The following is a 24,853-nucleotide window of genomic DNA, read 5'->3' as shown; positions in this document are numbered from 1 at the left end:
CATGTTTGTACGCGTCGTGTACACCTGTGAGTGACGCTGATCGTATGATGCGTTCCACGTTCCGGCGACGGGCTGGTCGGACGGCCGCGATACTGGCCGCCGCGAGTGGTTTTCTCCTGGTCAGCGCGTTTCCGGCGCTGGCGGCAAGCGGAACCGTGCAGACCGCCGGTGATCCGCTGAATGTCCGGCGGGCGCCCACTACCAGTGCCACCGCGGTGGGCACGGTGGCAAATGGCGCAACCGTGACCATCGACTGCCAGACCATCGGAAGCTCGGTCAGCGGTCCGCTGGGCACCAGCACCATCTGGGATTACGTGCCCGCGTTGCGCGGCTACATCTCCCACAGCTATGTCAAGTCCACCCCGGCCGGGCGGATCGCCCCGGACTGCGGGGTGGGCAGCGGAAGCGCCGAATGCTCCACCGGCGCCTGCGCGGGGGAGGCGCAGTTCCGTTCCTCGGACGCGCACTTCATCGTCTACGACCGGGCCGGTGACGGTAAGTCCGCCGTGGTGGCTTATTGGCTCGAAGGCGGCGCCGGCCCACTTTATGTGTGGAACTCCAACGGCAACGGAACCAGCGTCGACAAGGCGGTGAACGTGCCGAAGGGGAGTTGGGTCTACTACAAGGTCTGCATCGCGGACTATTCCGCGACGAACCCGATTCTGCAGAACTGCAGTGGTGGACTGACAGATTACGCATCTTGAAAATTCAATTTCTGCACTGAAGGTGTTACTGAGGTGTTTCGGAGGGAATTCACATGGCCACGGTGAACAGGCGACGGGTTTTGCTCGGCGGGCTCGCCGCAGCCGTTTCGGGCGCGGTCACCCTGCCCTCCTCGATCCCGTCCTGGGCGAGTGCCAGGACGACCGCCGCAGCACCCGCGATCCGGGACCCGTTCCAACTGGGGGTGGCCTCGGGTGACCCGCTGCCCGACAGCGTGGTGCTGTGGACCCGCCTCGCTCCCGCGCCGCTGAACCCGGACGGCTTCGGCGGCATGCCCGACGCGACGTACAACGTCGAGTGGGAGTTGGCGAACGACCAGGCCTTCGGTTCGGTCGTGCAGCACGGGACAGCGGCGGCGGTGCGGGCACAGGCGCACAGCGTGCACATCGAGCCGGTCGGCCTGGAGCCGGGACGCGAGTACTTCTACCGGTTCAAGACCGAGGGCTTCATCTCCCCGGTCGGGCGGACCCGCACCGCGCCGGCCGCCGGAGCCGCGGTCAACCAGCTGAAGTACTGCTTCGCGTCCTGCCAGCACTGGGAGGAGGGCTGGTACCACGCGCACCGCGGGATCGTCGCGGACAACCCGGAGCTGGTGTTGTTCATGGGCGACTACATCTACGAGAAGCCCTCGGGCCGCGGACCCGAGCTGAAGGTGCGCGGGCTCGCGGTACCGGAGGACACCGCCACGCTGGCGCTCTACCGGGCCCGGCACGGCCAGCACAAGACCGACGCAGACCTCCAGGCCGCGCACGCGGTGGCGCCGTGGATCACGGTGTTCGACGACCACGAGGTGATGAACAACTGGAACGCCACCACCGCCCCGGCCAGCACGGCCCGCAAGACGGCGGGTTTCCAGGCGTTCTACGAGCACATGCCGATCCGGTCCACCGCGAAGCCCAGTGGCGCGTCGATCCAGCTGTACCGCCAGCTCGCCTGGGGCAATCTGGCCCGCTTCCACATGATGGACACCCGGCAGTACCGGAACGCGCAGGCCACCGGGGACAACTGCACGACCATGCGCGATCCGAAGCGGACGATCACCGGGAGCGCGCAGGAACAGTGGTTGCTCAAGGCTTTCGAGACGCATCCGTGCACCTGGGACTTCCTCGGCCAGCAGGTGTTCTTCGCCCAGCGGGACGGCGACGGCAAGAGTTCCACCTGTGAGTCGCCGGACTCGTGGAACGGCTACCAGGGTTCGCGGGACCGGATCACCAAGGGTTGGGTGGACCGCAAGGTGCCGAACCCGATCGTGCTGACCGGGGACGTGCACCGGCACTGGGCGGCCGACCTGCGCCAGGACTACTTCGACCACAGCGACCCGATCGTGGGTTCCGAGCTGGTGTCCACTTCGGTGACCAGCACCAGCGCGGGGTCCGCCCCGCCGACCGCCGGGTGGTACGCGAACAACCCGCATGTGAAGTACTGCAAGGGCGAACGCGGGTATGTGCGGGTGACTGCGACCCCGCAGCAGATGAAGGCGGACTTCGTGACGGTGTCCAACGCGCTGGAGCGGGACCCGGCCAAAGTGGTGATCAAGACGGACGTGAGCTACGTGGTCCAGGCCGGCAAGCCGGGCCTGCAGAAGGCCTGATATTCGGCTGCGGGCAGGCCCGGCGGGGTCCTAGCATGCGAGCGCATGAACGACATCCCCGCCGAGATCCTCGCGCACTACCGCACCATCGACGAGGGCGCGCGGATCATCGACGGCCTTGGCAGGCTGGAGTTGCTCCGGACGCAGGAGATCCTGCGCCGGCACCTGCCCGGCGCACCGTCGCGGGTGCTGGACATCGGTGGGGGCACCGGGGTGCATGCCGCATGGCTCGCCGACGACGGGCATGAAGTCGAACTGTTCGACGTGGTCCCGAACATGTCGAACAGGCGCAGCGGCTGCCGGGCGTGACCGCATCGCTCGGTGACGCCCGCGTGCTGCCGGTCCCGGACGCCGGTTTCGACGCCGCGTTGCTGCTGGGCCCGCTCTATCACCTCACGACCCGCGAAGACCGGGTGATCGCGCTGAGCGAGGCCGCTCGCGCGGTTCGCCCCGGCGGCTTGGTGTTCGCGGCCGCGATCTCCCGGTTCGCGTCCTTGTTCGACGGCCTCAGCGGTGGCGCGTTCTTCGACCCCGATTTCCGTCGGATCGTGGCGGCGGATCTGGTCGACGGTCAGCATCGCAATGAGGCGGAGAACCCGCGCTGGTTCACCACGGCATACTTTCACCAGCCCGAAGAACTACGCGGCGAATGCGCGGACGCCGGGCTCGAGGTGCTCGAAGTGGTCGGCGTGGAGGGCATCGCCTGCTGGCTGCCCCAACTCGCCGATCGTTGGGAGACGCCGGACGGCCGGGCTGCGATCCTGGATGCGGTCAGGGCGGTGGAGTCGGAACCCAGTGTTCTCGGCGCGAGCGCACACCTGATCGCCGTCGCCAGGCGGTGAGGATCTTGTCCGTTATGGACGGACTCCAAAGGCACCGTCCACTTGGTACATGGCATCGCTCCCGTTCACAGGTTGTAGGCGATTTCCTTGGCTTGCCGGGTGAGGATGGGGCCGGTGTCGGCGAGTTCGGCGGGGTTGTTGTTCGACCTGGCCAGGGTGGCGAAGTCGGCATAGTGGGTACACACCGGCCTTGGGGTTACGCGATGTGCCGCGTTCGCGGAGGCACCGGTCGGCGAGCACGTCGGCCCGAAGCTGGTCCAGTGTGCGGGGCTCGCCTTTGACCTTGAGGGTGCGGGCTTCGCGGTCGGTGCGGGCGTAGATCGCTGTGCCGACTTCCACTGGAACATCGACAATCAGGGTGGACATGCCTTTGCCTTGGTGCACCAGCTCAACTTTGCGGCCCAGGTGGCGGCGCAGGGTCCGGGCGGCGTGTCCGTTCGGGTCGATTCGGGCGACCACTCGGTTCACTGCCCGCCGCAGGCCGGAGGGGTTCTTGCCCGCCAGTCGATCGCCCATCACAGCGTCGACTTCGCGGGCCTTCTCATCGGAGAGTGCGGCGGTGGCATCGAAGATCTTGGAGGCTTTGTACCCATCGATGACCCCGGATTCCATGGCCTGCAACGTTTTCGGTAACCGTGTCGCCAATGCCTCGGCGAGCGCGACCTGCTTACCGGCCATGTTCTTCGTGATCGCCAGCCCGAGCGCCAACTCCGCTGGCACCCCTCTGGTTCTTTCTTCGACCTCGTTCAACCGCGCTACCAACCGGAGCTGTGCCGCCTCCAACCGGCACTTCTGCTCCTGAATAACCTGAATGTCCTTCAACAACTCGCAAGCCTGGTCTTTGTCCATGCCCATAATTCTATCGGCGACCCCCGACAAAACCGGGCTACCCCGAATATCCCACAGCCACAAGAGAACGAGAACAAGAAGGAGAACCAACCTCCCGCACCACAACCACCGCAAGATCCGAGTACGAGAACCCCTCCGAAGCCGGCAGAACCGAAACCCCACCCACCCGGTACCTCCCCGCACGCGCGTCCCCGTCGCCCAGCACCACCGGCGGCGGCGCGAACATCACCCAGTCCAACTCGCCCGCCTGGAGCACCTCCAACCCCGCCGCATGTCCCAGCGAGAACACCCTGGCCTCGGCCGGGAAATCGGGTGCGTCCAGCACTCGGACCCCCGGCGCGGTTTCCAGCAAGGACCCGATGCCGACCACCAGCAGCCGCTCGGTGCCCGCCCGCTTCAACCCGTCCAGCAGGGCTCGCGCGGCCGAGGCGTAGAACTCCCGGGCGTCCACATCCGCCCGGTAGACGGTACTGATCGCCACGTCGTGGCCCGCCGCGGCCGCCGCCACGCTGTCCGCGTCGGTCACGTCACCGGCTGCCACGGTCACGTCGGCGGGAAAGTCGTGCCGTGCGGGGTCGCGGACCACAGCGGTGACCTGATGGCCGTGGTCGACCGCCTCGGCCACGATCCGCCTGCCGGCCCGTCCGCCCGCGCCGAAAACCACGATCCTGTCCATGATGGCCACTCCGTCCGCCGTGGCCGGCGCTTTCGCCGGCCTGCCGCGAAGGTAGCCGCGGAGGTGATGGTTACCGCAACGATAGTTACGTACCTTGGGCAGGGTGAGCACACCACTGGACCCTGACCTGTTCGCCGGCTGCGCGCCGATCACCCCGCTGTTCCGGATCGGCGACAAGTGGACGTCAAAGATCATCACCTGCCTGCTTGACGGCCCGCGGCGCTTCTCCGAACTGCAGGTGCCCCTGCGCGGCATCACTCCCAAGGTGCTCACCGAATCACTGCGGGCGATGGAGCGGGACAGGCTGATCACCCGCACCGCCTACCCCGAGATTCCGCCCAGGGTCGAGTACGAGCTGACCGAACTCGGCCGCAGCCTGCGCAAGCCGATGGCCGCCCTGTGCGAATGGTCCCAGGAGAACCTCGCGAAGCTGATCGAAGCCCGCGAGAACGGTTAGCCCTTCGCCACCTCGCCGGCGGGGACGAACTGGTAGCCGAGGCCCTGGATGCCCTCCACGACCTTGCGGAGGTCGTCCACGCCCAGGTACGGGTGGTAGAAGAAGCTGGCCGTCCCGTCGGTGACCGCGAGGTTCGCCTTCGCGGCCGCCACGATCTCCGCCGGCAATCGCGGCGGATGGTGGTTCATCTCTTCGAGCTCGACGTTGCCGAGACCCTCGGGGATCACCGTCGAGCCGTAGACATCCCTTACCAGGTAAGGAAAGTACTGGCCGTACTCGCGGGTGTAGTCCGGCTGGCCGGAACCGCACTTCCCAGCGGGGCACCAGCCGGGAAAGTACAGCCCCCGGTCGTAGCGCAGGCCGAACTGCTGGTTGAACACCTGGTAGTCCACCGCCGAAGCGGCGTAGTGCGGCGGTTCGAAGATGGTCGGCTCGGCCAGGCCGGCGGCCCGGAACGCGCCCCTGGACGCGATGACTCGGCCGGTGGCCCAGAGCGCGGAGTCCTTGGGCACCGGCCCGTCCAGCCTTACGTAGTCCGCTTCGTCCACGTGCGCGCCGTAGAACTCGAAGTCGTCCGCGCTGACCGCGTCGTAGGGATTGTCCACCGTCTCGTACTGGTGGGTGTAGCCGTGCATCAGCAGCGTGCCGCCGCGCGCCTCGGCGTACCGCAGCGCCTGCACCACCTCGGGCACCTCGCGCAGGTCCATCCGGGTCGGGACCCCGTTGTGGTAGACGCCCTTCGGGTCTTCGTAGCGCGGGTACACCGCGAGAGAGAACGGCACCCGCTTGCTGTGCAGGTAGTCCGTGATCGCCCGCAGCTCGGCCGGATCGGCGTCCGGGCCGACGTCCTCGATCCGCACCAGCGCGCGCTTGCGGTCCGGCGCCCCCGGCCGGACCAGCCCGCTGACCACGTCCGCCAGCGCCAGGTAGCGGTCGCCCTCGCCGATGTAGGACAACGGGATCTCACCGATGTAGGTCAGCGCGCCGGAGCGCACCCCCCAGGGAAAGGTGCTGCCGTCCGGGCGGACCGCCGTGCCCACGGTGGTGACCAGGGCCGGGTCGTCGATTTCCGGGCGCAGGATGCCGCTCGGCGCGGCGAGCTCACTTCGGCTCAGCGACGCGCCGCGGTACCGGATGGTGCGCACCGTGCTGGTGTCGAACTCGTCCGGCTCCCAGCCGTACCGGGCGGGGAAGTCACCGGCCCTGGCTTCGAGCTGCCAGATGTTGTCGTTCAGCCACAGCACCGGGCGGGTGCCGCCGAGCACGTCGTCCAGGAACGCCGACGGCAGCGGCTCGTCGTAGGTGGACCCGGCGTAGATCACCGACGTGTAGCCGGCCAGTTCGCCCTTGGTGTACTGGGTCACCGGCCGCATCGCCCAGCTTCCGCCGTGCGAGGCCAGTTGTCCTATTTGGACCGCGTACGGCTCGCCGAGCCAGCCGTAGGGGCCGGTGGTGTCGTAGAGCACCAGTGTCCTGCGGCCCGGGTCCGAACCGGGCGCGCCGGGGTAGGACGGCGCAGGTTCGGCGGCCCGTGCAGTGCCGGGTACGGCGAGCAACAGGACGACCGCCGCGAGCACGGTCCGCATGGTTCTTCGTGAGCCAGCCAAGATATCCCGCCTTTCAGAAGGGGTGGATCGAAAAGGGGGTCAGCCGCGGAGAACGTCGCCTGGTGAGGCGAACTGGTAACCGAGGCCGCTGATGCCGTCCACCAGCGCGGCCAGGCCGTCGGTGCCGAGGAACGGGTGGTAGAAGAAACTCGCCACGTTGTCCCGCACCACCCTGGCGGTGGCGGCGTCGGCCACCATTTCCGCCCCGGACCTGGCCGAGTGCTGGTTGAACGAGGACGGTGCGACGTTGCCGATGTTCTCCGGCACCACGACCGCGCCGTACACGTCCCGCACCGGGTACGGGAAGAACTGCCCGTAGACCTCCTGGTACGAAACGGTGCTCGAGCCGCATTTGCCACCAGGGCAGAAACCGGCGTAGTAGCTGCCCCGGTCGTACCTGGCGCCGAAGATCGGCGTGACGGCCTGGTAGTCGGCCGCGGAGCCGGCGTAGTGCGGGAACTCGAAGAACGCGGGCCTCGGCAGGCCGACCCTGGCGAACTCGCCGAGCCCGGTGGCGATCCGGTCGCTGAACCACTGCGGGGAGTCCTCCGGCACCGGGCCGGAGAGCCGCACGTTGTCGTCCTGGTCCAGCGCAGCGCGGAAGAACTCGAAGTCGGCGGCGCTCACCCCGTCGTAGGGGTTGGGCTGTTCGCGGTACTGGTGGCTGTAGCCGTGCATGAGCAGGGTGGCGCCCCGCTCGGTGGCCTCGCGCAGCGCGTCGACGAGATCGGGGCTGTCCACCAGCCTGGCGAAGGTGGGCTGCCCGTTGTTCGCCTTGCCGAGCGGGTCCGTGTAGTACGGGTAGACCGCCAGCGAGAACGGCACCTTCTTCGAGGCCAGATACGAGGTGATCGCCCGGATCTGCGCGGGGTCGGTGCGCGGCCCGACGTCCTCGATCCGGACCAGCGCGCGGTGCCGTTCCGCGGTGTCCGGGGCCAGAGTGCCGAGCAAGATATCGGCGGCGGCGAGATAACGGTCACCCGCGCCGGTGTAGGCGTAGGGCACCTCGGCGAGGTAGGTCAGCGTGCCGGCGCGGACCGCCCACGGCGTGCTGTGCTGCCCGGCCTTCGCCTCGGCCAGCACGGTCGCCTTGCGCGCGTCGGTCACGTTGATGCCGAGCACCCCGGTGCCCGCGGCCGGGTCCCGGCGCAGCGCGGTCCCCTTGTAGTCCACTTCGGACGGTGAGTCGGCGCGGTAGCCGGTCTGGGTCCAGCCGAGCCGCCCGGCGGCGCCGGGCACCCGGTCGAAGAGCTGCCAGATGTTGGCGCCGATCCAGAGCACCGGCACCGGCGAGCCGAGCACGTCCGCGCTGAACTCCGCGGGCAGCTCGCCGTCGTAAACCGAGCCGATGTACACCAGGGACGCATAGTCCATCGCCTTGCCGCGCCGGTAGTCCGCGGCCGGGAGCAGGTCCCAGGCGGTGGCCCTGGAGACGAGGTTGGCGGTGAACATCGCGTAGGCCTCGGCCTGCGCCACGTCCTCGGCGGCGGCGTGGGGCAGCCCGGCGCGCCTGCCGTCGTCGTAGAGCACCAGGGTGCGCCGGTCGTCCCGGCCGCCCGGCCCGGCGGCACCCGCGTTGCCGGCCGCCGCGGCGGGCCCGGTCAACGGCACCGGATCGGCGGGCGCGCTGGCCTGGCCGGCTGGCCGCGACGTGACCCGCAGGACGAGCACCGCGACGAGCACGAGCACCGCGGCCAGCACGACCAGCCGCAGCGCGGCGGGCAGGCGGCGGTGGAACGAGAGGACGCGGCCGGGCATCGTGCTCACGGGCGGGTCGAGTCGTCGGCCAGCGCCGTCAGGTGCTCGAACGGGGCGGGCAGCCATGGATCGAGGCCGAGCAGCCAGCCCAGCGCGCGTTCGGTGCGCTCGGCCGCGAGGCCGTCGCCGAAGGGGTTGCCCGCGCTCATCATGGCCGCCCTGGCGGTGGCGTCGGCCAGCAGCCGCGAGGCGGTGCGCACGATCAGCTCGCGGTCGGTGCCGACCAGCGCGGCGCAGCCCGCGTCGACCGCCTCCATCCGCTCGGTGACCTCGCGCAGCACCAGCACCGGCACGCCGAAGGTGGGCGCCTCCTCCTGGATGCCGCCGGAGTCGGACAGCACCAGGGTGCTCGCCGCGAGCACCGCCGCGAGCTCCTGGTAGGGCAGCGGCTCGGTGAGCAGGATGCGCGGCGTGGCGCCGAGCGCGGCCGAAACCAGCCGCCGCACCTCCGGGTTCGGGTGCACCGGGAGCACCACCTGGAGGTCTTCGTCGGACGCCACCAGCTCGGCCACCGCAGACAGCACCTGTGAAAGCGGCTGGCCCCAGGATTCGCGGCGGTGCGCGGTGACCAGCATCAGTTTGTGGTGGCCGCGGGTGGCGTTCTCCACGACGTCGGCCAGCGCCGGGTCGGTGAACCGCACCGGGCGGTCGGTGACCGCGAGAATGGCGTCCACCACGGTATTGCCGGTCACCAGCACGCGGTCCGGGTCGGCGCCGCCGTCCAGCAGGTTCTTCGCGGCGTCCGCGGTCGGCGCCAGATGCAGACCGGCGGCCTGGGAGATCATTCTGCGATTCAGTTCCTCAGGAAACGGAGCATCGAGGTCGAAGGAACGCAATCCGGCTTCCAGGTGAATGATGGGAATTCGTCGCCAGAATGCGACCATCGTGCCGGCCAGTGTTGTGGTGGTGTCGCCCTGTACGAGCACGGCCGCCGGCTCGCGCCGGGCGGCGAGCCGATCCAGTCCGGTGATGAGCTGAGCGAAGAGTTCGGGCTGCCCGCCGTCCGCGCGGTCGAGGGTGAGCCTTTCGTCCGGTGCCATTCCGAAAGCGGCCAAGGCCTGGTCGACCATGGCCGGGTGCTGGCCGGTGGCCACCATCACAGGCCGCAGCCGACCCACTTGGGTGAGTGCCTTCGCGACCGGAGCCAGTTTCACCGCCTCCGGGCGGGTACCTGCGACAAGCCAGATCTCTGGTTTCTTCGCCTCCGGCTGCGTGCTCACCTAAATACACTCCAATGACAGTTTTTACAAGGTTTGTGACGGGTTGTTCTAGGGCGTTTTCCCGACAGGGTGATCAAGAACGCTACGCAGCGCTTTCGATGTTTGTAACATACCTCAGGCACAACTCGAATGAGTGAGCGATACGCGCGTAATTCCTGCTCGACGCACTCTGGGTAGCCGGTGCGCCGAGGAACTCTAACGGAGGAAAAATGTCAGTGGTCAGGGTGTTTCCTGCCACGGTCTCGGTGGCCGGGGTGGGAGTGGTCGGGGGGCCCTACTGGATGCTGATCGCGGCCGGAGTGGCCGCGCTGCTGATGAGTGCGCTCGCCACCCGTTCGCTGCGGCTGCGGCAGCGCACCGGCTCCGCACCGGCGCACCGGCTTTGACCGGGCCGGTCTCCTCCGTGCTGATGGCCGTGCTGCTGCTGTGGTGGCCGGTGCACAACCTGGTGCTGGCGGCGTTCACCTGGCGGGTGCCCCGGCCGCGACGGCCGGACGCGCCGCCCAACGAGCAGCTGACGTTCTGGATCATCATCCCGGCGCTGAACGAGGAGCGGGTGGTCGGCAAGACCGTGCTCAACGCCTTGTCCCTGGGCGCCGCCGGCACCCCGGTCCGGGTGCTGGTGGTGGACGACGGCTCGGACGACGCCACCCCGGAGGTGCTCGCCGGGATCGCCGACCCGCGGCTGCACGTACTGCGCCGCGACCCGCCAGAAGCCAGACAGGGCAAGGGAGAGGCGCTCAACGCGGCCTACCGCCACATCCTCGCGGCGGCGAAGGAAGAGGGCTCGGTGAGCCGGACCGTGGTCGGTGTGATCGACGGCGACGGCCGTGGCAGCCCCGGCATGCTGGGGGAGATCGCCAAGCTGTTCGCGGAACGCTCGGTCGGCGCGGTGCAGTGCCGGGTGCGCATCCACAACCGCAGCAACGTGCTGGCCCTGTTGCAGGACCTCGAGTTCGGCGTGGTCGCGGACGCGTCGCAGTCGCTGCGGGACCTGCTCGGCAGCGTCGGCATGGGCGGCAACGGGCAGTTCACCAGGCTGTCCGTGCTGGCCAGGTTCGATCCGGCGCCGTGGTCCAAGTGCCTCGTCGAAGACCTCGAACTCGGGCTGCGGCTGCACCTGGCCGGGATTCGGTTGCGCTACACCAAAACCGCGTGGGTGACGCAGCAGGGGCTGACCGATGTGCGCCGGCTGCTCCGCCAGCGCGCTCGCTGGGCGCAGGGCAACCTGCAGTGCGCCGGACACCTGCGCCGGCTTTCGATGTCCAGGTTCGTCGGCAGCGTCGGGCTGGTCGACTTCGGTCTCTATCTGGTCACGCCCTGGCTGACCGTGCCGTTTTCCTTGCTGGTGTGCGGAGTGCTGGTGGCGTCCGCGGTCGCGGTGGCCACCGGCGGCACCCTGGGCGGGCTGGTCGCGGCCGGCTCGGCGTTGCCGGTGGCGGGGGTGGTCTGGCTGGCGATGCTGCTGGTGCCCGGTCTGATCTGGGCGGTGGTGTACCGGTACCGGCTGCGCGAAGAACCGCTGTACCGCTGCCTGCTGGCGGGCCTGCTGTACCCGCTTTTCCTGTTCCTCGGCGTGGTCTCGACGTGGCGGGCGCTGTTCCGGATGTTGGCCGGGCGGAACTCGTGGACCAAGACCGAGCGACTGCTCGAAGACGGTCCCGCGGCTGCCGCCGTCCCGGACGTGCCGGTCGCCGCCGTGGAAGCGAGCCGCGGATGACAGGTCGCCGCGGGCTGTTCGCCGCGGCCTGCGCGATGGTGGCGATCGCCGTGCTGGCCGGCCTGCTGCTCTGGCGGCCGGGGCGGGACGAGCCGGTGCCGGCCAGGTCCGAGCACTGGCTGGTGACCGTGTACTACACCGCGGTGGAAGCCTTCCAGGACGGCGAACTCGAACCGGTCACCGGCTGCCCGGTGCTGGACTGCGAGCGCGGGGACGCAGACCTGGGCAGCTATCCCGGCGGTTTCGCCGAGGCCGTCCGGGACGAGGGCACCGGGCGGATCACCAGCGGGCCGCACGCCGGGAAATACCTGAACTGGTCCCACAACGTGGGCTACTGGCTGGACAGCGCGCCGCGCGACAGTGCCGGCCGCGCGCTGGAGCCATTCGTCTCGGCCGCCGCCGATCCCGGGGTGCTGCCGGCGGGCAGGCGATTCCGGATCGCCGACTGCGGCAGGGCCGAGGACGGCGCCGCGATCGATCCGGAGGTCTGCGGGCTGCTGGCGGGGGCGAGCTGGCGGATCAGCGACGAGTTCACCCCGGGCTTCGGCGGCGACCGGCACGTGGACGTCTACATCGGCGAGCAGACCGGTCCCGGCTTCACCGAGAACAAGCTCTACACCACGCTTTCCGAGGCCGCGCTGACCCTGGACGGTTCCTGAACCAGCTTGATCACCCCGCCGCTGAGCGACTCGTACATGTCGTAGGAGATCCCGGCGATCGTCCTGGTCGGGTCCCGAACCCACCAGTAGGTCGACTCGCGCACCAGGGCCAGCGCGGCGTGCGCCTCCCCGTAGGCGCGGGGATCTTCGTCGGTGCCGTGCCGCCGGCAGAGCAGCTCGCCGAGCCGGTTCTTCGCCTGCACGATCTGCAGGTTGTTGGTGTGGTTCAGCTCGGGCGCCGCGGCGAGCACCTTCAGCAGGTTCCGCATGCCGTCCCGGACGTCGCCGTCCACCTCGTCGGTCTCGAACGTGGTCGCGTAGGCGGCGTGGATGCTCAGGCTCACCGAGCGCAGCATCGGCTCGTCCGCCGGGCGCTGCGCGGCCAGTGTCACGAAGCTTTCCCAGAACTTCTTCGTGATCCCGGTGACCAGGCTCTCCTTGGACGGGTAGTAGCGGAAGAAGGTCCGCTCGGACACGCCGACCGACTCGGCGATGTCCGCGATGGTGGTTCTGGTGATGCCGCGGTCGGCGAACAGTCGCATCGCCGAGCACCACAGGGCGGTGTGCGTCCGCTGCTTCTTCTGGCGTCGCAGTCCGGCCGGCTGGGCGGACGGGCGGCGCAGCCGGCCGGGAGGCCCGGGTGGGTGCTGGTCCAGTGTCATATCTGCTCCCCGTATCCGTCGTCGTCGCGTGCCTGGGTGTCCAGCCGACGACAAACCTTTCAACGAATATCTGGCCGATCCGATGCGGTACGTGCCGTAATCGTCGCGCAAAGGCATAAAGGAAGGGTCTCGGCGGGGGAGTTCGGGGGTGGCCGGGAACTATTCCGGGCCGGCGTGGTGAACGTGCAATGCCTCGGGAAGCGCGAAGGACGGCAACGGAACACCTTCCGGCGCGACCGGCAGCCGGGGTCCGCGCGGTTCACGGGCGGCCAGCCGGTAGCAGGCGAGCAGCCGGAGCCCGGTCCACTCGCCGGGCGTCCAGTCCGCCGGCTCGTCGGGCGGGCGCCAGCCGGTGCGCAGCGCGAGGGCGCGGACGTCGTGCGCGTGACTGGCGAGCAGGACCAGCGGGCTCACCGGGGAGGTGCGCAGGACGAGTTCCTCCTCGCGGCGCACCGAGTCGGCGGCGCCGCGCAGATGCCGTTCGAAACCCTTGTGCAGGGAGGGGTCCGCGGCCAGTGCGGCCCAGCCGGCGGTCAGCTCGGCGGCCACCGCGGACAGCCAGCGGCGCGCCGATCGGTCGGTCAGCAGGTCCAGCCAGCTCATGTTCCGATGATGCACTGGGTAGCCATCCGATCGCCAACGGTAGTGATGAAGTCACCCTCGCCGGGTTAACCCGCGAGAGTGCCGCCTTTCTGCCGCCGTCCGGGGCTGGACGACGGCCGTGCCGCCCTGAATAGTGTTGGCAGGGAAACCGGAATCCCTGTCTGCTGGGTTCTGCCGGAAACCGTGAAGTTTCTCTTTCAACCATCTTGCGGCTCACCCGTCTGAGTAGGTCCGCCCGGCTGAATTACGCCTTTGCCGGTTTCGTTTGCCGTGCGCGAAAGATCGTTGTCACCTGCGCCGGAGCGAAGAAAGGCGACAGTTGTTCACGTTACTGATTCTCCTTGTCCGGTCCGTCACAGGACCGAAATTCACCGACGGTCGTTGACCGGGTTCACGAAGATCGCCTGGCAGCCCGCGGGCGTCGTGTCAGAAGGGGACGGTAACCATGGCAGAGATTCTCGGACCCTGGTTGCGAGTCGTGCGCCGGGACGCGGACGGCGTCGTCGTGGTGCAGGCTTCCTACGACGAGGACTCGCTCTCCGGCGGCCGGTGGGTGGTGGACCTGATCTGCGCGCTGATCACCGGCGCGCCACTGACCTCGGTGGTGGTGGACCTCAGCGCGTCCCGCCGGCTGACCCCGCTGCGGATGTCGGTACTGGCAAGGGTCTCCGAAGCGGTGGAGGTGCGGGAGGTTCCGCTGCGGCTGGTGGCCACGGACCACGACGTACTGGCGGCCCTGCGCGCGGACCGGTCGCTGCGCTCGCTGGAGGTGTATCCGGAACTGGGGGTCGCGGTCGCGCTGGACGACGCGCCCGGGGTGCGCGTTGGATGACCCGGCGAACCGCCATGCCCGGACTGACGGCCGGACCTACGGCCGGACGATCGTGGTGTTCGACCCCTATCCCATCTCCGGTCTCGGGGTCGCCGCCAACGCGGCACTGGCGCTGCCCGAACTCAGCACGGCGGCACCGGCGGGCACGGTCGATGCCGTCTTCGAGCTGATCGGCGCGACCGGTCCGGCGATGGTGATCGCGCACGCCGAGGCACCGGAGGCGATGCGGCTGGCGACCCGGCTCGGCGAGCGACACCCGGAGGTGCCGCTGCTGGTGCTGCTCTCCGGTGCGGCCGGGGCGGACACGCTGCGCGCGCTGCGGGCGGCCGGGGTGCGCGGGCTGCTGCCGTCCGACGTCACTGCGGCCGAACTGCGGGTGGCGATGGCGAGGACGTGTTTCCGGCGGGGACACCACTATCCCGGCTCACCCGAAGAACTCACCGCCGCAGGGCCGGGGCGCCGCCCGCTCAGCGCACGGGAGCACACCGTGCTCGTACTGGTGGCCGAGGGCATGACCAACGACGCGATCGCGCGGCAGCTGTACCTGAGCACGGACACCGTGCGCTGCCACGTGCGGTCCGTGCTCAGCAAGCTGGCCGCGCACAACCGGACGCACGCGGTCGCCCTCGGCTACCGGCTGGGCCTGCTGCCCTGCGAACCCGAGCCGGCCACTGTGTCCACGGCGGCCACGGTGGCCGACACCGCCGAGGACGTCCCCTTGCACGCCTGAGGAGTCACGGGCAGGCGATCGGCACCGCGCGCTTGTGCGCGGTGCGGCGGTGCCAGCTCAGGATGGTCCGGTATGCCTTGTCGCTCACCGGGTTTCCCTCCAGGAACTCGTCGATCTCGTGGTAGCCGATGCCGAAGGCGTCTTCATCCGGCAGCCCGGGCTGATCGGACTCCAGGTCCGCGGTCGGCACCTTCTGCACCACCTCCGGCGGCGCGCCCAACTCGGTGGCCAGTGCGCGGACGCGCCGTTTGGTCAGCCCGGACAGGGGGGTCAGGTCGCAGGCGCCGTCGCCGTACTTGGTGAAGAAGCCCATCACCGCCTCGGCCGCGTGGTCGGTGCCCACCACCAGCCCGCCGATGTCGCCGCCGATCGCGTACTGGGCGATCATCCGCTGACGGGCCTTGATGTTGCCGAGCAGGAAGTCCTCTCGCCCGGCGGTCGACAGTTCCGGTCGCACCGACTCGAACATCGCGTCACTGGCCGGTTTCACGTTCACCGTCACCGTCCGGTCCGGCCGGATGAACTCCAGCGAGCGCTGGGCGTCCGCCTCGTCGCCCTGCACCCCGTAGGGCAGTCGCATCGCGACGAAGGTCGCCTCCCCGCCGCCGTCCCGCACCCGCTGCACGGCGAGCTGGCACAGCCGCCCGGCGGTGCTGGAGTCCACCCCGCCGCTGATGCCGAGCACCAGGCCGTTCGCGCCGGACGTGCGCAGGGTCTCGGTTAGGAAGGTGACGCGCCGCTCGATCTCGGCGCCGCTGTCGAAAGTGCGTGGTACGCCCAGCTCCGCGATGATCAGTTCCTGGAGGTAACGGCGCTCGAGGTCACTCATCGCGCCAGCCTCGCATATCGGGCTCAGCCGCAGCCGGCCAGTAGCGGGGTCAGCACGGTACAGGTGGTGGCCGCGGTGTCGTTGGCGGGGTTGGGATCGTGGCTGTCCGATGCGGTACGGCTCGCGGTGAACCGGTACGGCAGGCCAAGGGAGAGCAGCTTCAGCGGCACCGAGAAGGTGAGCTTGGTGGTCGCGCCGGCGGCCAGTTCGGGCACGGTGCAGACCACTCCGGCGGCGCCCGCCGCACAGGCGCCGCTCGCATTGGCGTTCAGCCCGGCGGGCAGCGTGGTGGTGACCTTCGCGTTGCGGAGCCGGGCCGGGCCGGCGTTGCCGATCGTGACCGTGAACTCGAGGCGCGACACCAGCAGGCCGAACTTCGGGGTGCCGGTCAGTTTTACGGACGCGTCCGCGTCGGCCCGGACGGTGAGGGCGGGACCCGGGGTCTTCTCGGTCGCGTAGTTCCGGCCGAACAGCTGTCCCAGCAGGGTTTCGTCGAGCTCGGTGAGCTCGGCCGAGAGGCGCAGGGTGAAGGTGACCGTCACGGCCTGGTTGTTGTCCATCGCGGCGGCCAGCACCGCCTGGTAGCCCACCGGCCCGTCCGGACCGTCCACTGTGGTGCACACGGCGGCGCCGGTGCAGCCTTCCAGCGTGCTGTAGGCGGTGATCGGGGTCGGCTCGCTGAACAACCGGGCGGTCGGGTTGAGAATGGAGCCCCCGGTCTGGTTGCGGATCGTTTCGGTCACGGTCAGCACGTCACCGGGTTGCGCGGTGGACGGCGAAACGCTCACCTCCACTTCGGGTTCCGCCGCGGCCGCTGGACTCGCCGTGGCGATACCGGCGCTGAGCAGTACGACTCCGGCCAGCGCTGCACCGCGCCGCAACAGGGATCTGGGGACCATAGGGCACCTCGTTCTCGTCGCCCATGATTCGCAGGGCGAGCGGGTCCCGTTACAGGCTCGCGGAAGAACAACCCCTATGCGGCACGGTGCTTGCTGGCCGGGCGGTGGAAGCGGTGCACCCGCCGCGGCCCGCGGCCGCCGGAGTCGAGCGCGTGGTCGTCGTCCGTCGTGCTCGCCGAGGTGTCCCCGGTGCCCGACGAGTCGCCGTAGCCGGCGGGCAGCGGGTGGTGGCCGCGGTACTGGCGGTGCACCAGGAAGAGCAGCAGCAGCCCGAGCACGACGAGGCCGTGGGAGAGCACCCGGCCCACCGAGACCGCCTGGTTGATCAGGTCGCCGGTGGAGAGCACGGTCAGCACCGCGACGAACCCGGCGAGCACCGGCAGCTGCCCGACGGCGGCCCGCGGCCGCAGCGCCGCCCAGAGCAGCCCGACCCCGACGGCCAGGTTCCAAGCCGCGCTCTCGTGGTCGAGGTGCCCGAGCTGGAGGCCGCCCGCATGCCCGGCGTGCCCGGCTCCCAGCAGCTGGGACACGGCGAGGGTCAGCTGGGCGATCGCGACCACGCCCAGCGCGATCCGCAACGCCCAGCGCTCGGCGGGTGGCGCGGGGGTCCGGTCCAGGATGACCGTGGTCAGGTCCGGCACCGCCGGCGCCGGGCGCAGCGTCATGGACCGGTGCAGCAACTGGGCCCTGGCCTGGTAGGACCGGCAGCCAGGGCAGCCGGCGAGATGCCGGTCGACCGCTTCGGCCGGCACCGGTTCCTGCTCGCCGTCCAGCCGGGCGGACAGCGCTTCTCGGCATACCTCACATCGCACGGTTAGATAGTCGGCCCTCGGCGCGCGTCGGTTCCCGGCGGCCCGTGTAATAACCTGTCGCCATGTCGAGGCAGCGCGACGGCGATCACGACGAGCGGGTGACCGCCATGGCCATCTCGGCCGCCCGTGGCGACCGGCGTGCCCTGGAGGACTGGGTCCGGGCCACGCAGGCCGACGTCTGGCGGTTCGTCGCGCATCTCGCCGATGTCAGCTCGGCCGACGACCTCACCCAGGAGACCTATCTGCGGGCGTTCGGCAGCCTGCGCCGGTTCGCCGGGCGGTCCTCGTCCAGGACCTGGCTGCTGTCGATCGCAAGGCGGGTCGTGGTGGACAGCATCCGGTCCGCTTCCGCGCGGCCCCGGATCAGCGGCGACGCGGACTGGGAGTCCGTGGTGGAGCGCCGCAACGAGCAGCGCACCGGCGGTTTCGAGGACCTGGTCGAGCTGCGCCTGCTGCTGTCCGGGCTGGACTCGGACCGGCGGGAGGTGCTGGTGCTCACCCAGGTGCTCGGGCTGTCCTACCAGGAGGCGGCCGACGTGTGCGGCTGCCCGGTCGGCACCATCCGCTCCAGGGTGGCCCGCGCCCGCCAGGACCTGCTGGACGCCAGCTGGGAAGCGGACAACGGCGCGGTGTGACCGGTGTGGCCAGTATGACCGTCGTGAGTGAAAAGTGTTGCCCCAGGAACACTTTTCACTCACGACCGTGCGCGTGGTGGTAAGTTACCCGCCAGTAAGACGGCGAGGAGGCCATCCATGGGCAAACAGCCCGCAGCGCTGCTGAACCCGCACACCTACGACCCGCGGCAGTTCGACGCGGAGACCCGGCGGCTGCTCCGGGCCACCATCGACTGGTTCGAAGGCCGCGGCAAGGCGAAGCTGACCGAGGACTACCACGCGAAGGTCTTCTACTCGGACTTCCTGGAGTTCGCCGGCAAGGAAGGGTTGTTCGCCACCTTCCTCACCCCCGCCGGCGACGCAGACGGCCACCCGGACAAGCGCTGGGACACCAGCCGGATCGCCGCGCTGTCGGAAATCCTCGGCTTCTACGGGCTCAACTACTGGTACCCGTGGCAGGTCACCATTCTCGGCCTCGGCCCGGTGTGGCAGAGCGGGAACGAGACCGCCCGCAAGCGGGCCGCGGACGCGCTGGCCGCCGGCGGAGTCGGCGCGTTCGGATTGTCCGAAAAGGAGCACGGCGCGGACATCTACTCCTCGGACCTGGTGCTGACCCCGGACGGCGCTGGCGGCTACCTCGCCAACGGCTCGAAGTACTACATCGGCAACGGCAACTGCGCCGGCACGGTGTCGGTGTTCGGCCGGCTGGACGGGGTCGAGGGCCAGGACCAGTACGTGTTCTTCTACGCCGACTCGGACCACCCGAACTACCACGTGGTGAAGAACGTGGTGCCGTCGCAGATGTATGTGGCGGAGTTCCGGCTGGAGGACTACCCGGTGCGCGAGGAGGATCTGCTGCACACCGGCGCCGAGGCCTTCAGCGCCGCGCTGAACACGGTGAACATCGGCAAGTTCAACCTGTGCTTCGGCGGCATCGGGATGGCGACGCACTCGCTCTACGAAGCGATCACGCACGCGCACAACCGGGTGCTCTACGGCAATCCGGTCACCGACTTCCCGCATGTGCGCAGGGAGTTCGTGGACGCCTACGCCCGGCTGGTGGCGATGCGGCTGTTCTCCGACCGGTCGATCGACTACTTCCGTTCGGCGAACGCCGAGGACCGCCGGTACCTGCTGTTCAACCCGATCACCAAGATGAAGGTGACCACCGAGGCGCAGCGGGTGATCGGCCTGGTCGCGGATGTGGTGGCGGCCAAGGGTTTCGAGGCGGACACCTATCTCGCGATGGCCAAGACCGACGTGGACGGCCTGCCGAAGCTGGAGGGCACGGTCGCGGTGAACCTGGCCCTGATCGCCAAGTTCATGCCGGCGTACCTGTTCCAGCCGGAGAGCTACCCGGAGGTGCCGACCAGGGCGGACGCGGCCGACGACGAGTTCCTGTTCCGCCAGGGACCGGCCCGCGGACTGTCCAAGGTGCGCTTCCACGACTGGCGTGCGGTGTACACGCGTTCGGCTGGCGTGCCGAACGTGGCCAGGTTCACCGAACAGGCCGAGGGACTGGTCGAGCTGCTGGCCAAGGCCACCCCGGACGCGGACCAGCAGGCCGACCTCGACTTCGGGCTCGCCGTGGCGGAGCTGTTCACCCTGGTCGTCTACGGGCAGCTCGTCCTCGAGCAGGCGGAGATCACCGGGCTGGCGGACGACGTGCTGGACCAGATCTTCGAGGTGCTGGTGCGGGACTTCTCGGCCGGCGCGGTTGAGCTGTACGGCAAGTCCGGTTCCACCGAGGCGCAGCAGCGGCTCGCGCTGGCCGCGGTGCGCAAGCCGGTGGTGGACGCCGGTCGGTTCGACCGCGTCTGGGCCGAGGTCGCGGCGCTGAGCGGGACCTACCGGATGAACCCCTGACCCGGTATCACGAGGCGAGTCGCGGTGGGCGCTGGACCGGCACCGGAAGCTGTGCGGACGAGCCGTAGCCGAAGCGGAGCACGATCACCGGCAGTGCCGCGTCGTGGCGCAGGCGGCGCAGCACTGTGCTTTCGGTGCTCTCCGTGCCGTCGGTGAGCGGCTGGTAGAGCACGCCCGCACCGGCCCCCGCGGCGGTCGCGGTGAGCAGCACCCGCTGCAGTGCCTGGCCGGCGCAGAGGTAGCCGCGGATGCTCTCGTCCCGCAGCACGAGCCGCGCCACCGTCGGCTCGTCCTCCTCGCCGGACGGCCGGTCCAGCACCAGCTCCGCGCCCTCGCTGCGGGCGGCCTTGACCAGTGACCGCCGCAGTTCCGGTGGCAACGGCTGCTCGCCGTACGGGCGGCGGTTCGGCCAGCAGTGCGAGATGGCCTGGTAGAGCGCCTGGTCGGCGCGGGTCGTCGGGCGGGCGCCGTTGAGCCAGACGGTGGCGAGGTGCACTGGCCGACGTCGGCTCGGCAGCAGGTGCGTGACCGATCCGCGGCCGGCCGCGCGCAGGCCCACCCGCAGGTTCAGCAGTACCGCGCCGCAGGACAGCAGCACCTCACGGGTCTGCGCCCCGCCGCCCGGCAGCCGGTCTTCGGCGAGCAGCAGCTCGATCCGGTCACCCCTGGTCTCGGTCCGCCATGGCCGGGCCGGGGTGGCCGAAGGCACCCGGGCGGCGGCCTGCAGCGCGGTGTGCATCTGGCTGCCGGTGATCAGGGCGTGCACGGTGCTCTCGCGGTCGCTCCGGGGCGCGCCGCCAGAGGGCCGGCCAAGACCAAGTCGGATGGTCATCTGCTCAGCCTCCAGTCTTCGCGAACCGTGGCTTGCCGGCCCGCACCAAGCCAACAGCGTGTGCCGGGTGACCGGGAGTTCGAAGAGGCTTTGGTCCCTGAATCCGGGGCCGACGGTCACCCCGGTCCGCGCTGCTCGGCCCCTGGCGTGTGATCCGGACCGCGAGCACAGTGGGGCTCTGCGGGACACCGCAGGGACGGGCGGGTGGCGAGGAGTTCTGGGGAAAGGGGCGGAATGATCGGTGCGGAGACCTTGCGGCACGGTGAGTGCCTGCGCTTGCTCGGCAGCGTCTCCCTCGGCCGGGTGGTGTACACGGACAATGCGATGCCCGCCATCCGGCCGGTCAATTTCCTGCTCCGGGAGGGCGTTGTCGTTTTCCGGGTCGGTGAGGACCAGCAGATGGCGACCGCGATCAAGGGGGCGGTGGTGGCATTCCAGGCGGACCGGTTCGCGGCGGACCTGACGGTGGGCTGGACCGTGCGGGTGATCGGCCGCGCCACCGAAATCCGTGATCGTTCCGAATGCGCCCAACTGGCCGATCTCGGTCTCCGCGGCTGGTCGCCGGCCGACGCGCGTTATATCGCGGTCGAAGTCGAACTGGCCATCGGTGAGCGCATCGCCGTAACCTGAGGCCGGAACGAGAAGGTGGCGCATGATCAAGGTATTCCTGGTCGACGACCACGAAGTGGTGAGACGCGGTATCGCCAATCTGCTGGAGGCCGATCCGGAACTGGCCGTGGTCGGCGAGGCGGGCACGGTGTCCCAGGCGCTGGCCAGGGTTCCCGCGCTGCGGCCCGACATCGCCGTGCTGGACGTGCGGCTGCCGGACGGCAGCGGGATCGAGCTCTGCCGTGAGCTGCGGTCGAAGCTGCCGGCGCTGAACTGCCTGATGCTCACCTCGTTCACCGACGAACAGGCCATGCTCGACGCGATTCTTGCCGGGGCCGGCGGTTATGTGATCAAGGATATCCGCGGAATGCAGCTGGTTTCCGCGGTGCGCGAGGTCGGCTCCGGCCGCTCGCTGCTGGACAACAGGGCCGCGGCGGCGCTGATGGCCAAGCTGCGGACCGATGTGGAGAATGCCGATCCGCTGGAGGCGCTTTCCGAGCGGGAACGCGTGCTGCTGAATTTGATCAGCGAAGGGCTCACCAACCGGCAGATCTCGGAACGAATGCATCTGGCCGAGAAAACCGTGAAGAACTACGTTTCCCGGCTGCTCGCGAAACTCGGTATGCAACGGCGCGCGCAGATCGCCGCATTGGCCGCGAAACTACGGTGGTGACGGCCGAAATACCGGCCACGAACGGGGCTGGCACAGCGCGGGGACCAGTGCCAGGCTTGACCGGTGACCGAGGGTGGCAGACCGCGTCCGCTCGGCCGGATGGACGGTCTGGTCGAAGCGATGCTCGAGGTCGGCTCGGGGCTGGAGCTGCGGCCCACCCTGAAGCGCATCGTCGGGGTGGCCAGGAAGCTGGTGCACGCGCGTTACGGCGCGCTGGGCGTGCTCGCTCCCGGTGGCGGGCTGGCGGAGTTCCTCTGCGAAGGGTTCGACGAGCGGGTCTGCCAGGCGATCGGCGGGATGCCGACCGGGCGTGGCCTGCTGGGTGTGGTGCCGGCGCGGGCCGCACCGCTGCGCCTGGACGAGCTGTCCGCGCATCCGGCGGCGGAGGGTTTTCCGGAGCACCACCCGGCGCTGCGATCTCTGCTCAGCGTCCCGGTGCTGGTGCGGGACGAGGTCTTCGGCGTCCTCCACCTCAGTGAGAAGGAGGACGGCGCCGCGTTCACCGAGGCGGACGAGGTGGTGCTGCAGGCGCTCGCAGCGGCGGCCGGTATCGCGGTGGAGAACGCCCGTCGCTACGAGGAACTCCGTGCGCGCGAGCGCTGGCGTGAGGCGGCCGCGGAGATCAGGTCGGCCCTGCTGGTGGCCACCGACAGCAAAGAGGTGCTGAACCTGATCGCCGCCAGGGCGCGAGACTTGGCGGAGGCCGACTACGCCTTCATCGCACTGGCGGACGACCCCGAGCTGCCCGCGGAGGAGGTGCCGGAGCTGGTGGTCCGGGTCTGCGCCGGGCTGGACGCGGGTGCGCTGACCGGCCGCGCGATTCCCATCCAGGGCTCCACCTGCGGCGAGGTGTTCCGCGGCAAGGCGCCGCGCCGGGTGCCCGCGCTGACCTACGATCTCGCCACCGGCACCGGGGCCGCGTTCGGGGCCGCGCTCGTGCTGCCGCTGCGGGCCGGCGACTCGGTGACCGGGGTACTGGCCGCACTGCGTGCGCGGGGCGGCCGGCCATTCGGCCCGGAGCTGCTGCCGTTGATGGCCTCCTTCGCGGACCAGGCCGCGCTCGCCCTGCAACTGGCCGGCGACCAGCGCCGGCAGCGCGAGCTGGACCTGCTGGCCGACCGGGAGCGGATCGCGCGCGATCTGCACGATCACGTCATCCAGCGGGTGTTCGCGATCGGGCTTTCCCTGCAGAGCACCCAGCAGCGCAGCAGGTCGCCGGAGATCCAGGTCAGGATCGGCGAGATCGTGGACGAGCTGCAGGAGCTGGTGCGGGTGATCCGCACCGCGATCTTCGACCTGCACGACGGCGCGCAGGGCGGCGGCCAGCTGCGCAAGCGCTTGCACGAGGTGATCGCCGAGCTGACCGGGGACGCCGGGCTGCGCTCCACGGTGCGGATGTCCGGGCCGCTCAGCGTGGTGCCGGCGGCGCTGGCCGACCATGCCGAGGCGGTGGTGCGGGAGGCGGTCAGCAACGTGGTGCGGCACGCCAGGGCGACCACGGTGAACCTGACCGTGTCGGTGGCCGACGATCTGGCCATCGTGGTCACCGACAACGGAGTGGGCATCCCGGACTCGGCGGCCCGCAGCGGGCTGCACAACCTCGTCCAGCGGGCGGACGCGGCGGGCGGCCGGATGGCAGTGACCAAGGTGTGGGACGGCGGCACCAGACTGGCCTGGTCCGCACCCCTGCCCTAGGCGCAGCTCAGGGCCGTTCGGGGGCCGAGTGGCCGGCCTTCGGAGGTCTTTCGGCCCTGCCGTGCGCCCGCGCCAGGCTGCCATCTTCGGTCCGGAAGTTCCCTTCGGCCGGAGGTACTTCGATGGACTACGGATCGCCGGATCAGGACACCGTGCTGGCCGCGCTGGCGCTCGCCGCACGGGCACCGTCCGCACGCAACTCGCAGCCGTGGCACTGGCGGCTCGAAGAGCGGTGCCTGCACCTGCATGCCCGCCCCGATCCCGAACGCCGCCCGGAGTCGCTGCTCGACTGCGGGGCCGCGCTGCATCACCTGCGGGTGGCGCTGGCCGCGTCCGGCTGGCGGAGCAGGGTGCACCGGCTGCCCGAGCCGGCCGACCCTTCGCATCTGGCCACGGTGCTGCCGTACCGCGGCGCGCCCTCCGGTGACGAACGGGCGATGGCCGCGGCGATCCCGCTGCGGCGGACCGACCGGCGGCGATACAGCTCGTGGTTCGTGCCGCGGTCCCAGGTCGCCGCGCTGATCGCGCACGCGGGCGTGGAAGGCGCGGTGGTCCGGATCGCCGGTGACTCGCTGACCAGACGGCGGCTGGCGTACGTGGTGGCGTTGCCGGCCAGGATGTATCGGCTGGAGCCCGACTACCTGCTCGAGCTCGCGGCGGCGGCGAGGCTGCACGCGACCCCGGAGGCGCTGCTCGCGGACGAGGGCAACGCGCTGGTGGACGAGGACGGCCAGTCGATGTTCCTCGCGCTGGGCACCCGCGCGCACGACCGGCTGTCCCGGCTGCGGGCCGGTGAGGCGATGAGCGCGCTGCTGCTAGCCGCCACCGCGCTCGGCCTTGCCACCTGCGCGCTGACCGAACCGCTGGCGAGCGCCGGGGTCAGCACGCTGCTCCGGACCAGGGTGCTGGACGGCGCCTTTCCCCATGCCGTGCTGCGCCTTGGCCGGGTGGTCAAGGATTCGGCGCCGCTGCCGCCCACACCAAGGCGCCCCTTGGCGGACCTGCTCTCCTTCCCGGCCGCCCTCGCCGCCTAGACCACCCCGGGGAAGGCAAATAGCCGGCTTTCTGCCCTTTGGATGGGCGAAAAGCCGGCTA

27 protein-coding genes are annotated in these 24,853 nt (G+C 70.0%); 16 read left to right on the top strand and 11 right to left on the bottom strand.

From position 1 onward, the window contains the following. Nucleotides 1-44 precede the first annotated feature (44 nt). The 4 genes from AMYNI_RS0105075 to AMYNI_RS43610 are packed head-to-tail and all read left to right on the top strand — an operon-like array spanning nt 45 to nt 3,156. Nucleotides 45-704, top strand: coding sequence for an SH3 domain-containing protein (locus AMYNI_RS0105075; RefSeq protein WP_026360068.1), 660 nt, complete (start codon nt 45-47; stop codon nt 702-704). A 53-nt stretch (nt 705-757) separates the two neighbouring features. Continuing rightward, nucleotides 758-2,314, top strand: a complete 1,557-nt coding sequence (locus AMYNI_RS0105070) for an alkaline phosphatase D family protein (RefSeq protein ID WP_020666898.1) — start codon at nt 758-760, stop codon at nt 2,312-2,314. Between the two features lie 45 nt (nt 2,315-2,359). Beyond that, nucleotides 2,360-2,623: a methyltransferase domain-containing protein gene (locus AMYNI_RS49735; protein WP_211225456.1), complete on the top strand. Its 264-nt coding sequence runs from the start codon at nt 2,360-2,362 to the stop codon at nt 2,621-2,623. After that, entirely contained in the window at nt 2,620-3,156 is a 537-nt protein-coding gene (locus AMYNI_RS43610) for a class I SAM-dependent methyltransferase (RefSeq protein WP_211225455.1), read from the top strand. Before AMYNI_RS49735 ends, AMYNI_RS43610 begins: the two co-directional genes overlap by 4 nt. A 12-nt stretch (nt 3,157-3,168) precedes the next feature. Here AMYNI_RS43610 and AMYNI_RS47940 read toward each other — a convergent pair whose 3' ends face one another. Beyond that, entirely contained in the window at nt 3,169-4,005 is an 837-nt protein-coding gene (locus AMYNI_RS47940; protein ID WP_245573869.1) for a DUF222 domain-containing protein, read from the bottom strand. A 37-nt stretch (nt 4,006-4,042) separates the two neighbouring features. After that, nucleotides 4,043-4,681 carry an NAD(P)-dependent oxidoreductase gene (locus AMYNI_RS0105050; protein ID WP_020666895.1) on the bottom strand — a complete coding sequence of 213 codons (639 nt, stop codon included), beginning with the start codon at nt 4,679-4,681 and terminating at the stop codon, nt 4,043-4,045. Between the two features lie 103 nt (nt 4,682-4,784). On the opposite strand from AMYNI_RS0105050, the gene AMYNI_RS0105045 reads away from it, so the two are divergent. Further along, a complete protein-coding gene (locus AMYNI_RS0105045; protein WP_020666894.1) occupies nt 4,785-5,138 on the top strand; it encodes a winged helix-turn-helix transcriptional regulator in 354 nt (117 codons plus the stop codon). Here the strand turns inward: AMYNI_RS0105045 and AMYNI_RS0105040 are convergent. From AMYNI_RS0105040 to wecB, 3 genes are read right to left on the bottom strand one after another with little or no spacing between them, the layout of a single operon-like run. Continuing rightward, nucleotides 5,135-6,724 carry a DUF2334 domain-containing protein gene (locus AMYNI_RS0105040; RefSeq protein ID WP_020666893.1) on the bottom strand — a complete coding sequence of 530 codons (1,590 nt, stop codon included), beginning with the start codon at nt 6,722-6,724 and terminating at the stop codon, nt 5,135-5,137. The genes AMYNI_RS0105045 and AMYNI_RS0105040 overlap by 4 nt on opposite strands. 60 nt (nt 6,725-6,784) lie before the next feature. Then, the gene (locus tag AMYNI_RS0105035) at nt 6,785-8,503 is read right to left on the bottom strand and encodes a DUF2334 domain-containing protein (RefSeq protein WP_026360066.1); all 1,719 of its coding nucleotides are present in this window, start codon (nt 8,501-8,503) and stop codon (nt 6,785-6,787) included. Between the two features lie 5 nt (nt 8,504-8,508). Further along, a complete protein-coding gene (wecB, locus tag AMYNI_RS0105030; protein ID WP_020666891.1) occupies nt 8,509-9,723 on the bottom strand; it encodes a non-hydrolyzing UDP-N-acetylglucosamine 2-epimerase in 1,215 nt (404 codons plus the stop codon). Nucleotides 9,724-9,932: 209 nt separating this feature from the next. Between wecB and AMYNI_RS48825 the strand changes: the two genes are divergently transcribed. From AMYNI_RS48825 to AMYNI_RS0105015, 3 genes are read left to right on the top strand one after another with little or no spacing between them, the layout of a single operon-like run. Continuing rightward, complete coding sequence (locus tag AMYNI_RS48825; protein WP_157357254.1) at nt 9,933-10,109, top strand: hypothetical protein; 177 nt, start codon at nt 9,933-9,935, stop codon at nt 10,107-10,109. Beyond that, nucleotides 10,106-11,443 carry a glycosyltransferase family 2 protein gene (locus AMYNI_RS0105020; RefSeq protein ID WP_051116270.1) on the top strand — a complete coding sequence of 446 codons (1,338 nt, stop codon included), beginning with the start codon at nt 10,106-10,108 and terminating at the stop codon, nt 11,441-11,443. Before AMYNI_RS48825 ends, AMYNI_RS0105020 begins: the two co-directional genes overlap by 4 nt. Then, a complete protein-coding gene (locus AMYNI_RS0105015) occupies nt 11,440-12,102 on the top strand; it encodes an RlpA-like double-psi beta-barrel domain-containing protein (RefSeq protein ID WP_020666888.1) in 663 nt (220 codons plus the stop codon). Before AMYNI_RS0105020 ends, AMYNI_RS0105015 begins: the two co-directional genes overlap by 4 nt. On the opposite strand, the gene AMYNI_RS47025 is transcribed toward AMYNI_RS0105015, so the two are convergent. Beyond that, nucleotides 12,057-12,764 carry a TetR family transcriptional regulator gene (locus AMYNI_RS47025; RefSeq protein ID WP_020666887.1) on the bottom strand — a complete coding sequence of 236 codons (708 nt, stop codon included), beginning with the start codon at nt 12,762-12,764 and terminating at the stop codon, nt 12,057-12,059. The two genes, AMYNI_RS0105015 and AMYNI_RS47025, sit on opposite strands and share 46 nt — an antisense overlap. A 159-nt stretch (nt 12,765-12,923) precedes the next feature. After that, entirely contained in the window at nt 12,924-13,367 is a 444-nt protein-coding gene (locus AMYNI_RS0105005; RefSeq protein WP_020666886.1) for a DUF6401 family natural product biosynthesis protein, read from the bottom strand. Between the two features lie 445 nt (nt 13,368-13,812). Between AMYNI_RS0105005 and AMYNI_RS0105000 the strand changes: the two genes are divergently transcribed. Together AMYNI_RS0105000 and AMYNI_RS47020 are read left to right on the top strand one after the other, a co-directional pair. Beyond that, a complete protein-coding gene (locus AMYNI_RS0105000; RefSeq protein ID WP_157357253.1) occupies nt 13,813-14,199 on the top strand; it encodes a hypothetical protein in 387 nt (128 codons plus the stop codon). Next, nucleotides 14,192-14,929 carry a helix-turn-helix transcriptional regulator gene (locus AMYNI_RS47020; protein WP_020666884.1) on the top strand — a complete coding sequence of 246 codons (738 nt, stop codon included), beginning with the start codon at nt 14,192-14,194 and terminating at the stop codon, nt 14,927-14,929. Before AMYNI_RS0105000 ends, AMYNI_RS47020 begins: the two co-directional genes overlap by 8 nt. 4 nt (nt 14,930-14,933) lie before the next feature. Here AMYNI_RS47020 and nadE read toward each other — a convergent pair whose 3' ends face one another. From nadE to AMYNI_RS0104980, 3 genes are all read right to left on the bottom strand, one after another. Next, complete coding sequence (gene nadE / locus AMYNI_RS0104990) at nt 14,934-15,758, bottom strand: ammonia-dependent NAD(+) synthetase (protein ID WP_020666883.1); 825 nt, start codon at nt 15,756-15,758, stop codon at nt 14,934-14,936. A 23-nt stretch (nt 15,759-15,781) separates the two neighbouring features. Beyond that, nucleotides 15,782-16,657 (bottom strand): DUF11 domain-containing protein, encoded by an 876-nt coding sequence (locus AMYNI_RS43595; protein ID WP_020666882.1) that lies wholly within the window; start codon nt 16,655-16,657, stop codon nt 15,782-15,784. A 74-nt stretch (nt 16,658-16,731) separates the two neighbouring features. Further along, a complete protein-coding gene (locus tag AMYNI_RS0104980) occupies nt 16,732-17,469 on the bottom strand; it encodes a zf-HC2 domain-containing protein (RefSeq protein ID WP_020666881.1) in 738 nt (245 codons plus the stop codon). A gap of 62 nt (nt 17,470-17,531) precedes the next feature. Here AMYNI_RS0104980 and sigC point away from each other — a divergent pair, with 62 nt between their 5' ends. Both sigC and AMYNI_RS0104970 read left to right on the top strand, forming a co-directional pair. Beyond that, the gene (gene sigC, locus AMYNI_RS0104975; RefSeq protein ID WP_020666880.1) at nt 17,532-18,104 is read left to right on the top strand and encodes an RNA polymerase sigma factor SigC; all 573 of its coding nucleotides are present in this window, start codon (nt 17,532-17,534) and stop codon (nt 18,102-18,104) included. Between the two features lie 117 nt (nt 18,105-18,221). Continuing rightward, nucleotides 18,222-19,949 carry an acyl-CoA dehydrogenase family protein gene (locus tag AMYNI_RS0104970; RefSeq protein WP_020666879.1) on the top strand — a complete coding sequence of 576 codons (1,728 nt, stop codon included), beginning with the start codon at nt 18,222-18,224 and terminating at the stop codon, nt 19,947-19,949. A 7-nt stretch (nt 19,950-19,956) separates the two neighbouring features. On the opposite strand, the gene AMYNI_RS47015 is transcribed toward AMYNI_RS0104970, so the two are convergent. After that, a complete protein-coding gene (locus AMYNI_RS47015; RefSeq protein ID WP_157357252.1) occupies nt 19,957-20,781 on the bottom strand; it encodes a nitroreductase family protein in 825 nt (274 codons plus the stop codon). A gap of 234 nt (nt 20,782-21,015) precedes the next feature. Here AMYNI_RS47015 and AMYNI_RS0104960 point away from each other — a divergent pair, with 234 nt between their 5' ends. From AMYNI_RS0104960 to AMYNI_RS0104945, 4 genes are all read left to right on the top strand, one after another. Continuing rightward, nucleotides 21,016-21,411 (top strand): pyridoxamine 5'-phosphate oxidase family protein, encoded by a 396-nt coding sequence (locus tag AMYNI_RS0104960; protein WP_020666877.1) that lies wholly within the window; start codon nt 21,016-21,018, stop codon nt 21,409-21,411. A 22-nt stretch (nt 21,412-21,433) separates the two neighbouring features. Then, on the top strand, nt 21,434-22,063 hold the full coding sequence (locus tag AMYNI_RS0104955; protein WP_020666876.1) for a response regulator: 630 nt from the start codon (nt 21,434-21,436) through the stop codon (nt 22,061-22,063). A 63-nt stretch (nt 22,064-22,126) separates the two neighbouring features. Then, nucleotides 22,127-23,758 carry a sensor histidine kinase gene (locus AMYNI_RS0104950; RefSeq protein WP_040405521.1) on the top strand — a complete coding sequence of 544 codons (1,632 nt, stop codon included), beginning with the start codon at nt 22,127-22,129 and terminating at the stop codon, nt 23,756-23,758. Between the two features lie 122 nt (nt 23,759-23,880). Further along, complete coding sequence (locus AMYNI_RS0104945; protein WP_020666874.1) at nt 23,881-24,792, top strand: nitroreductase family protein; 912 nt, start codon at nt 23,881-23,883, stop codon at nt 24,790-24,792. The last annotated feature ends 61 nt before the right edge of the window (nt 24,793-24,853 follow it).

Origin of the sequence: Amycolatopsis nigrescens CSC17Ta-90, from assembly GCF_000384315.1 — a bacterium.
Lineage (GTDB): Bacteria > Actinomycetota > Actinomycetes > Mycobacteriales > Pseudonocardiaceae > Amycolatopsis > Amycolatopsis nigrescens.
The sequence above is the reverse complement of the archived record's forward strand: the minus strand, read 5'-3'. Positions and strand labels throughout refer to the sequence as shown.

Excerpts from the sequence above, each read along its gene's own strand:
- AMYNI_RS0105075 (WP_026360068.1), top strand. The coding sequence starts at position 45 with ATGATGCGTTCCACGTTCCGGCGACGGGCTGGTCGGACGGCCGCGATA.
- AMYNI_RS0105070 (WP_020666898.1), top strand. The coding sequence starts at position 758 with ATGGCCACGGTGAACAGGCGACGGGTTTTGCTCGGCGGGCTCGCCGCA.
- AMYNI_RS49735 (WP_211225456.1), top strand. The coding sequence starts at position 2,360 with ATGAACGACATCCCCGCCGAGATCCTCGCGCACTACCGCACCATCGAC.
- AMYNI_RS47940 (WP_245573869.1), bottom strand. The coding sequence starts at position 4,005 with ATGGACAAAGACCAGGCTTGCGAGTTGTTGAAGGACATTCAGGTTATT.
- AMYNI_RS0105050 (WP_020666895.1), bottom strand. The coding sequence starts at position 4,681 with ATGGACAGGATCGTGGTTTTCGGCGCGGGCGGACGGGCCGGCAGGCGG.
- AMYNI_RS0105040 (WP_020666893.1), bottom strand. The coding sequence starts at position 6,724 with ATGCGGACCGTGCTCGCGGCGGTCGTCCTGTTGCTCGCCGTACCCGGC.
- AMYNI_RS0105035 (WP_026360066.1), bottom strand. The coding sequence starts at position 8,503 with ATGCCCGGCCGCGTCCTCTCGTTCCACCGCCGCCTGCCCGCCGCGCTG.
- AMYNI_RS48825 (WP_157357254.1), top strand. The coding sequence starts at position 9,933 with ATGTCAGTGGTCAGGGTGTTTCCTGCCACGGTCTCGGTGGCCGGGGTG.
- AMYNI_RS0105015 (WP_020666888.1), top strand. The coding sequence starts at position 11,440 with ATGACAGGTCGCCGCGGGCTGTTCGCCGCGGCCTGCGCGATGGTGGCG.
- AMYNI_RS47025 (WP_020666887.1), bottom strand. The coding sequence starts at position 12,764 with ATGACACTGGACCAGCACCCACCCGGGCCTCCCGGCCGGCTGCGCCGC.
- AMYNI_RS0105005 (WP_020666886.1), bottom strand. The coding sequence starts at position 13,367 with ATGAGCTGGCTGGACCTGCTGACCGACCGATCGGCGCGCCGCTGGCTG.
- AMYNI_RS0105000 (WP_157357253.1), top strand. The coding sequence starts at position 13,813 with ATGGCAGAGATTCTCGGACCCTGGTTGCGAGTCGTGCGCCGGGACGCG.
- nadE (WP_020666883.1), bottom strand. The coding sequence starts at position 15,758 with ATGAGTGACCTCGAGCGCCGTTACCTCCAGGAACTGATCATCGCGGAG.
- AMYNI_RS43595 (WP_020666882.1), bottom strand. The coding sequence starts at position 16,657 with ATGGTCCCCAGATCCCTGTTGCGGCGCGGTGCAGCGCTGGCCGGAGTC.
- sigC (WP_020666880.1), top strand. The coding sequence starts at position 17,532 with ATGTCGAGGCAGCGCGACGGCGATCACGACGAGCGGGTGACCGCCATG.
- AMYNI_RS0104970 (WP_020666879.1), top strand. The coding sequence starts at position 18,222 with ATGGGCAAACAGCCCGCAGCGCTGCTGAACCCGCACACCTACGACCCG.
- AMYNI_RS47015 (WP_157357252.1), bottom strand. The coding sequence starts at position 20,781 with ATGACCATCCGACTTGGTCTTGGCCGGCCCTCTGGCGGCGCGCCCCGG.
- AMYNI_RS0104960 (WP_020666877.1), top strand. The coding sequence starts at position 21,016 with ATGATCGGTGCGGAGACCTTGCGGCACGGTGAGTGCCTGCGCTTGCTC.
- AMYNI_RS0104955 (WP_020666876.1), top strand. The coding sequence starts at position 21,434 with ATGATCAAGGTATTCCTGGTCGACGACCACGAAGTGGTGAGACGCGGT.
- AMYNI_RS0104945 (WP_020666874.1), top strand. The coding sequence starts at position 23,881 with ATGGACTACGGATCGCCGGATCAGGACACCGTGCTGGCCGCGCTGGCG.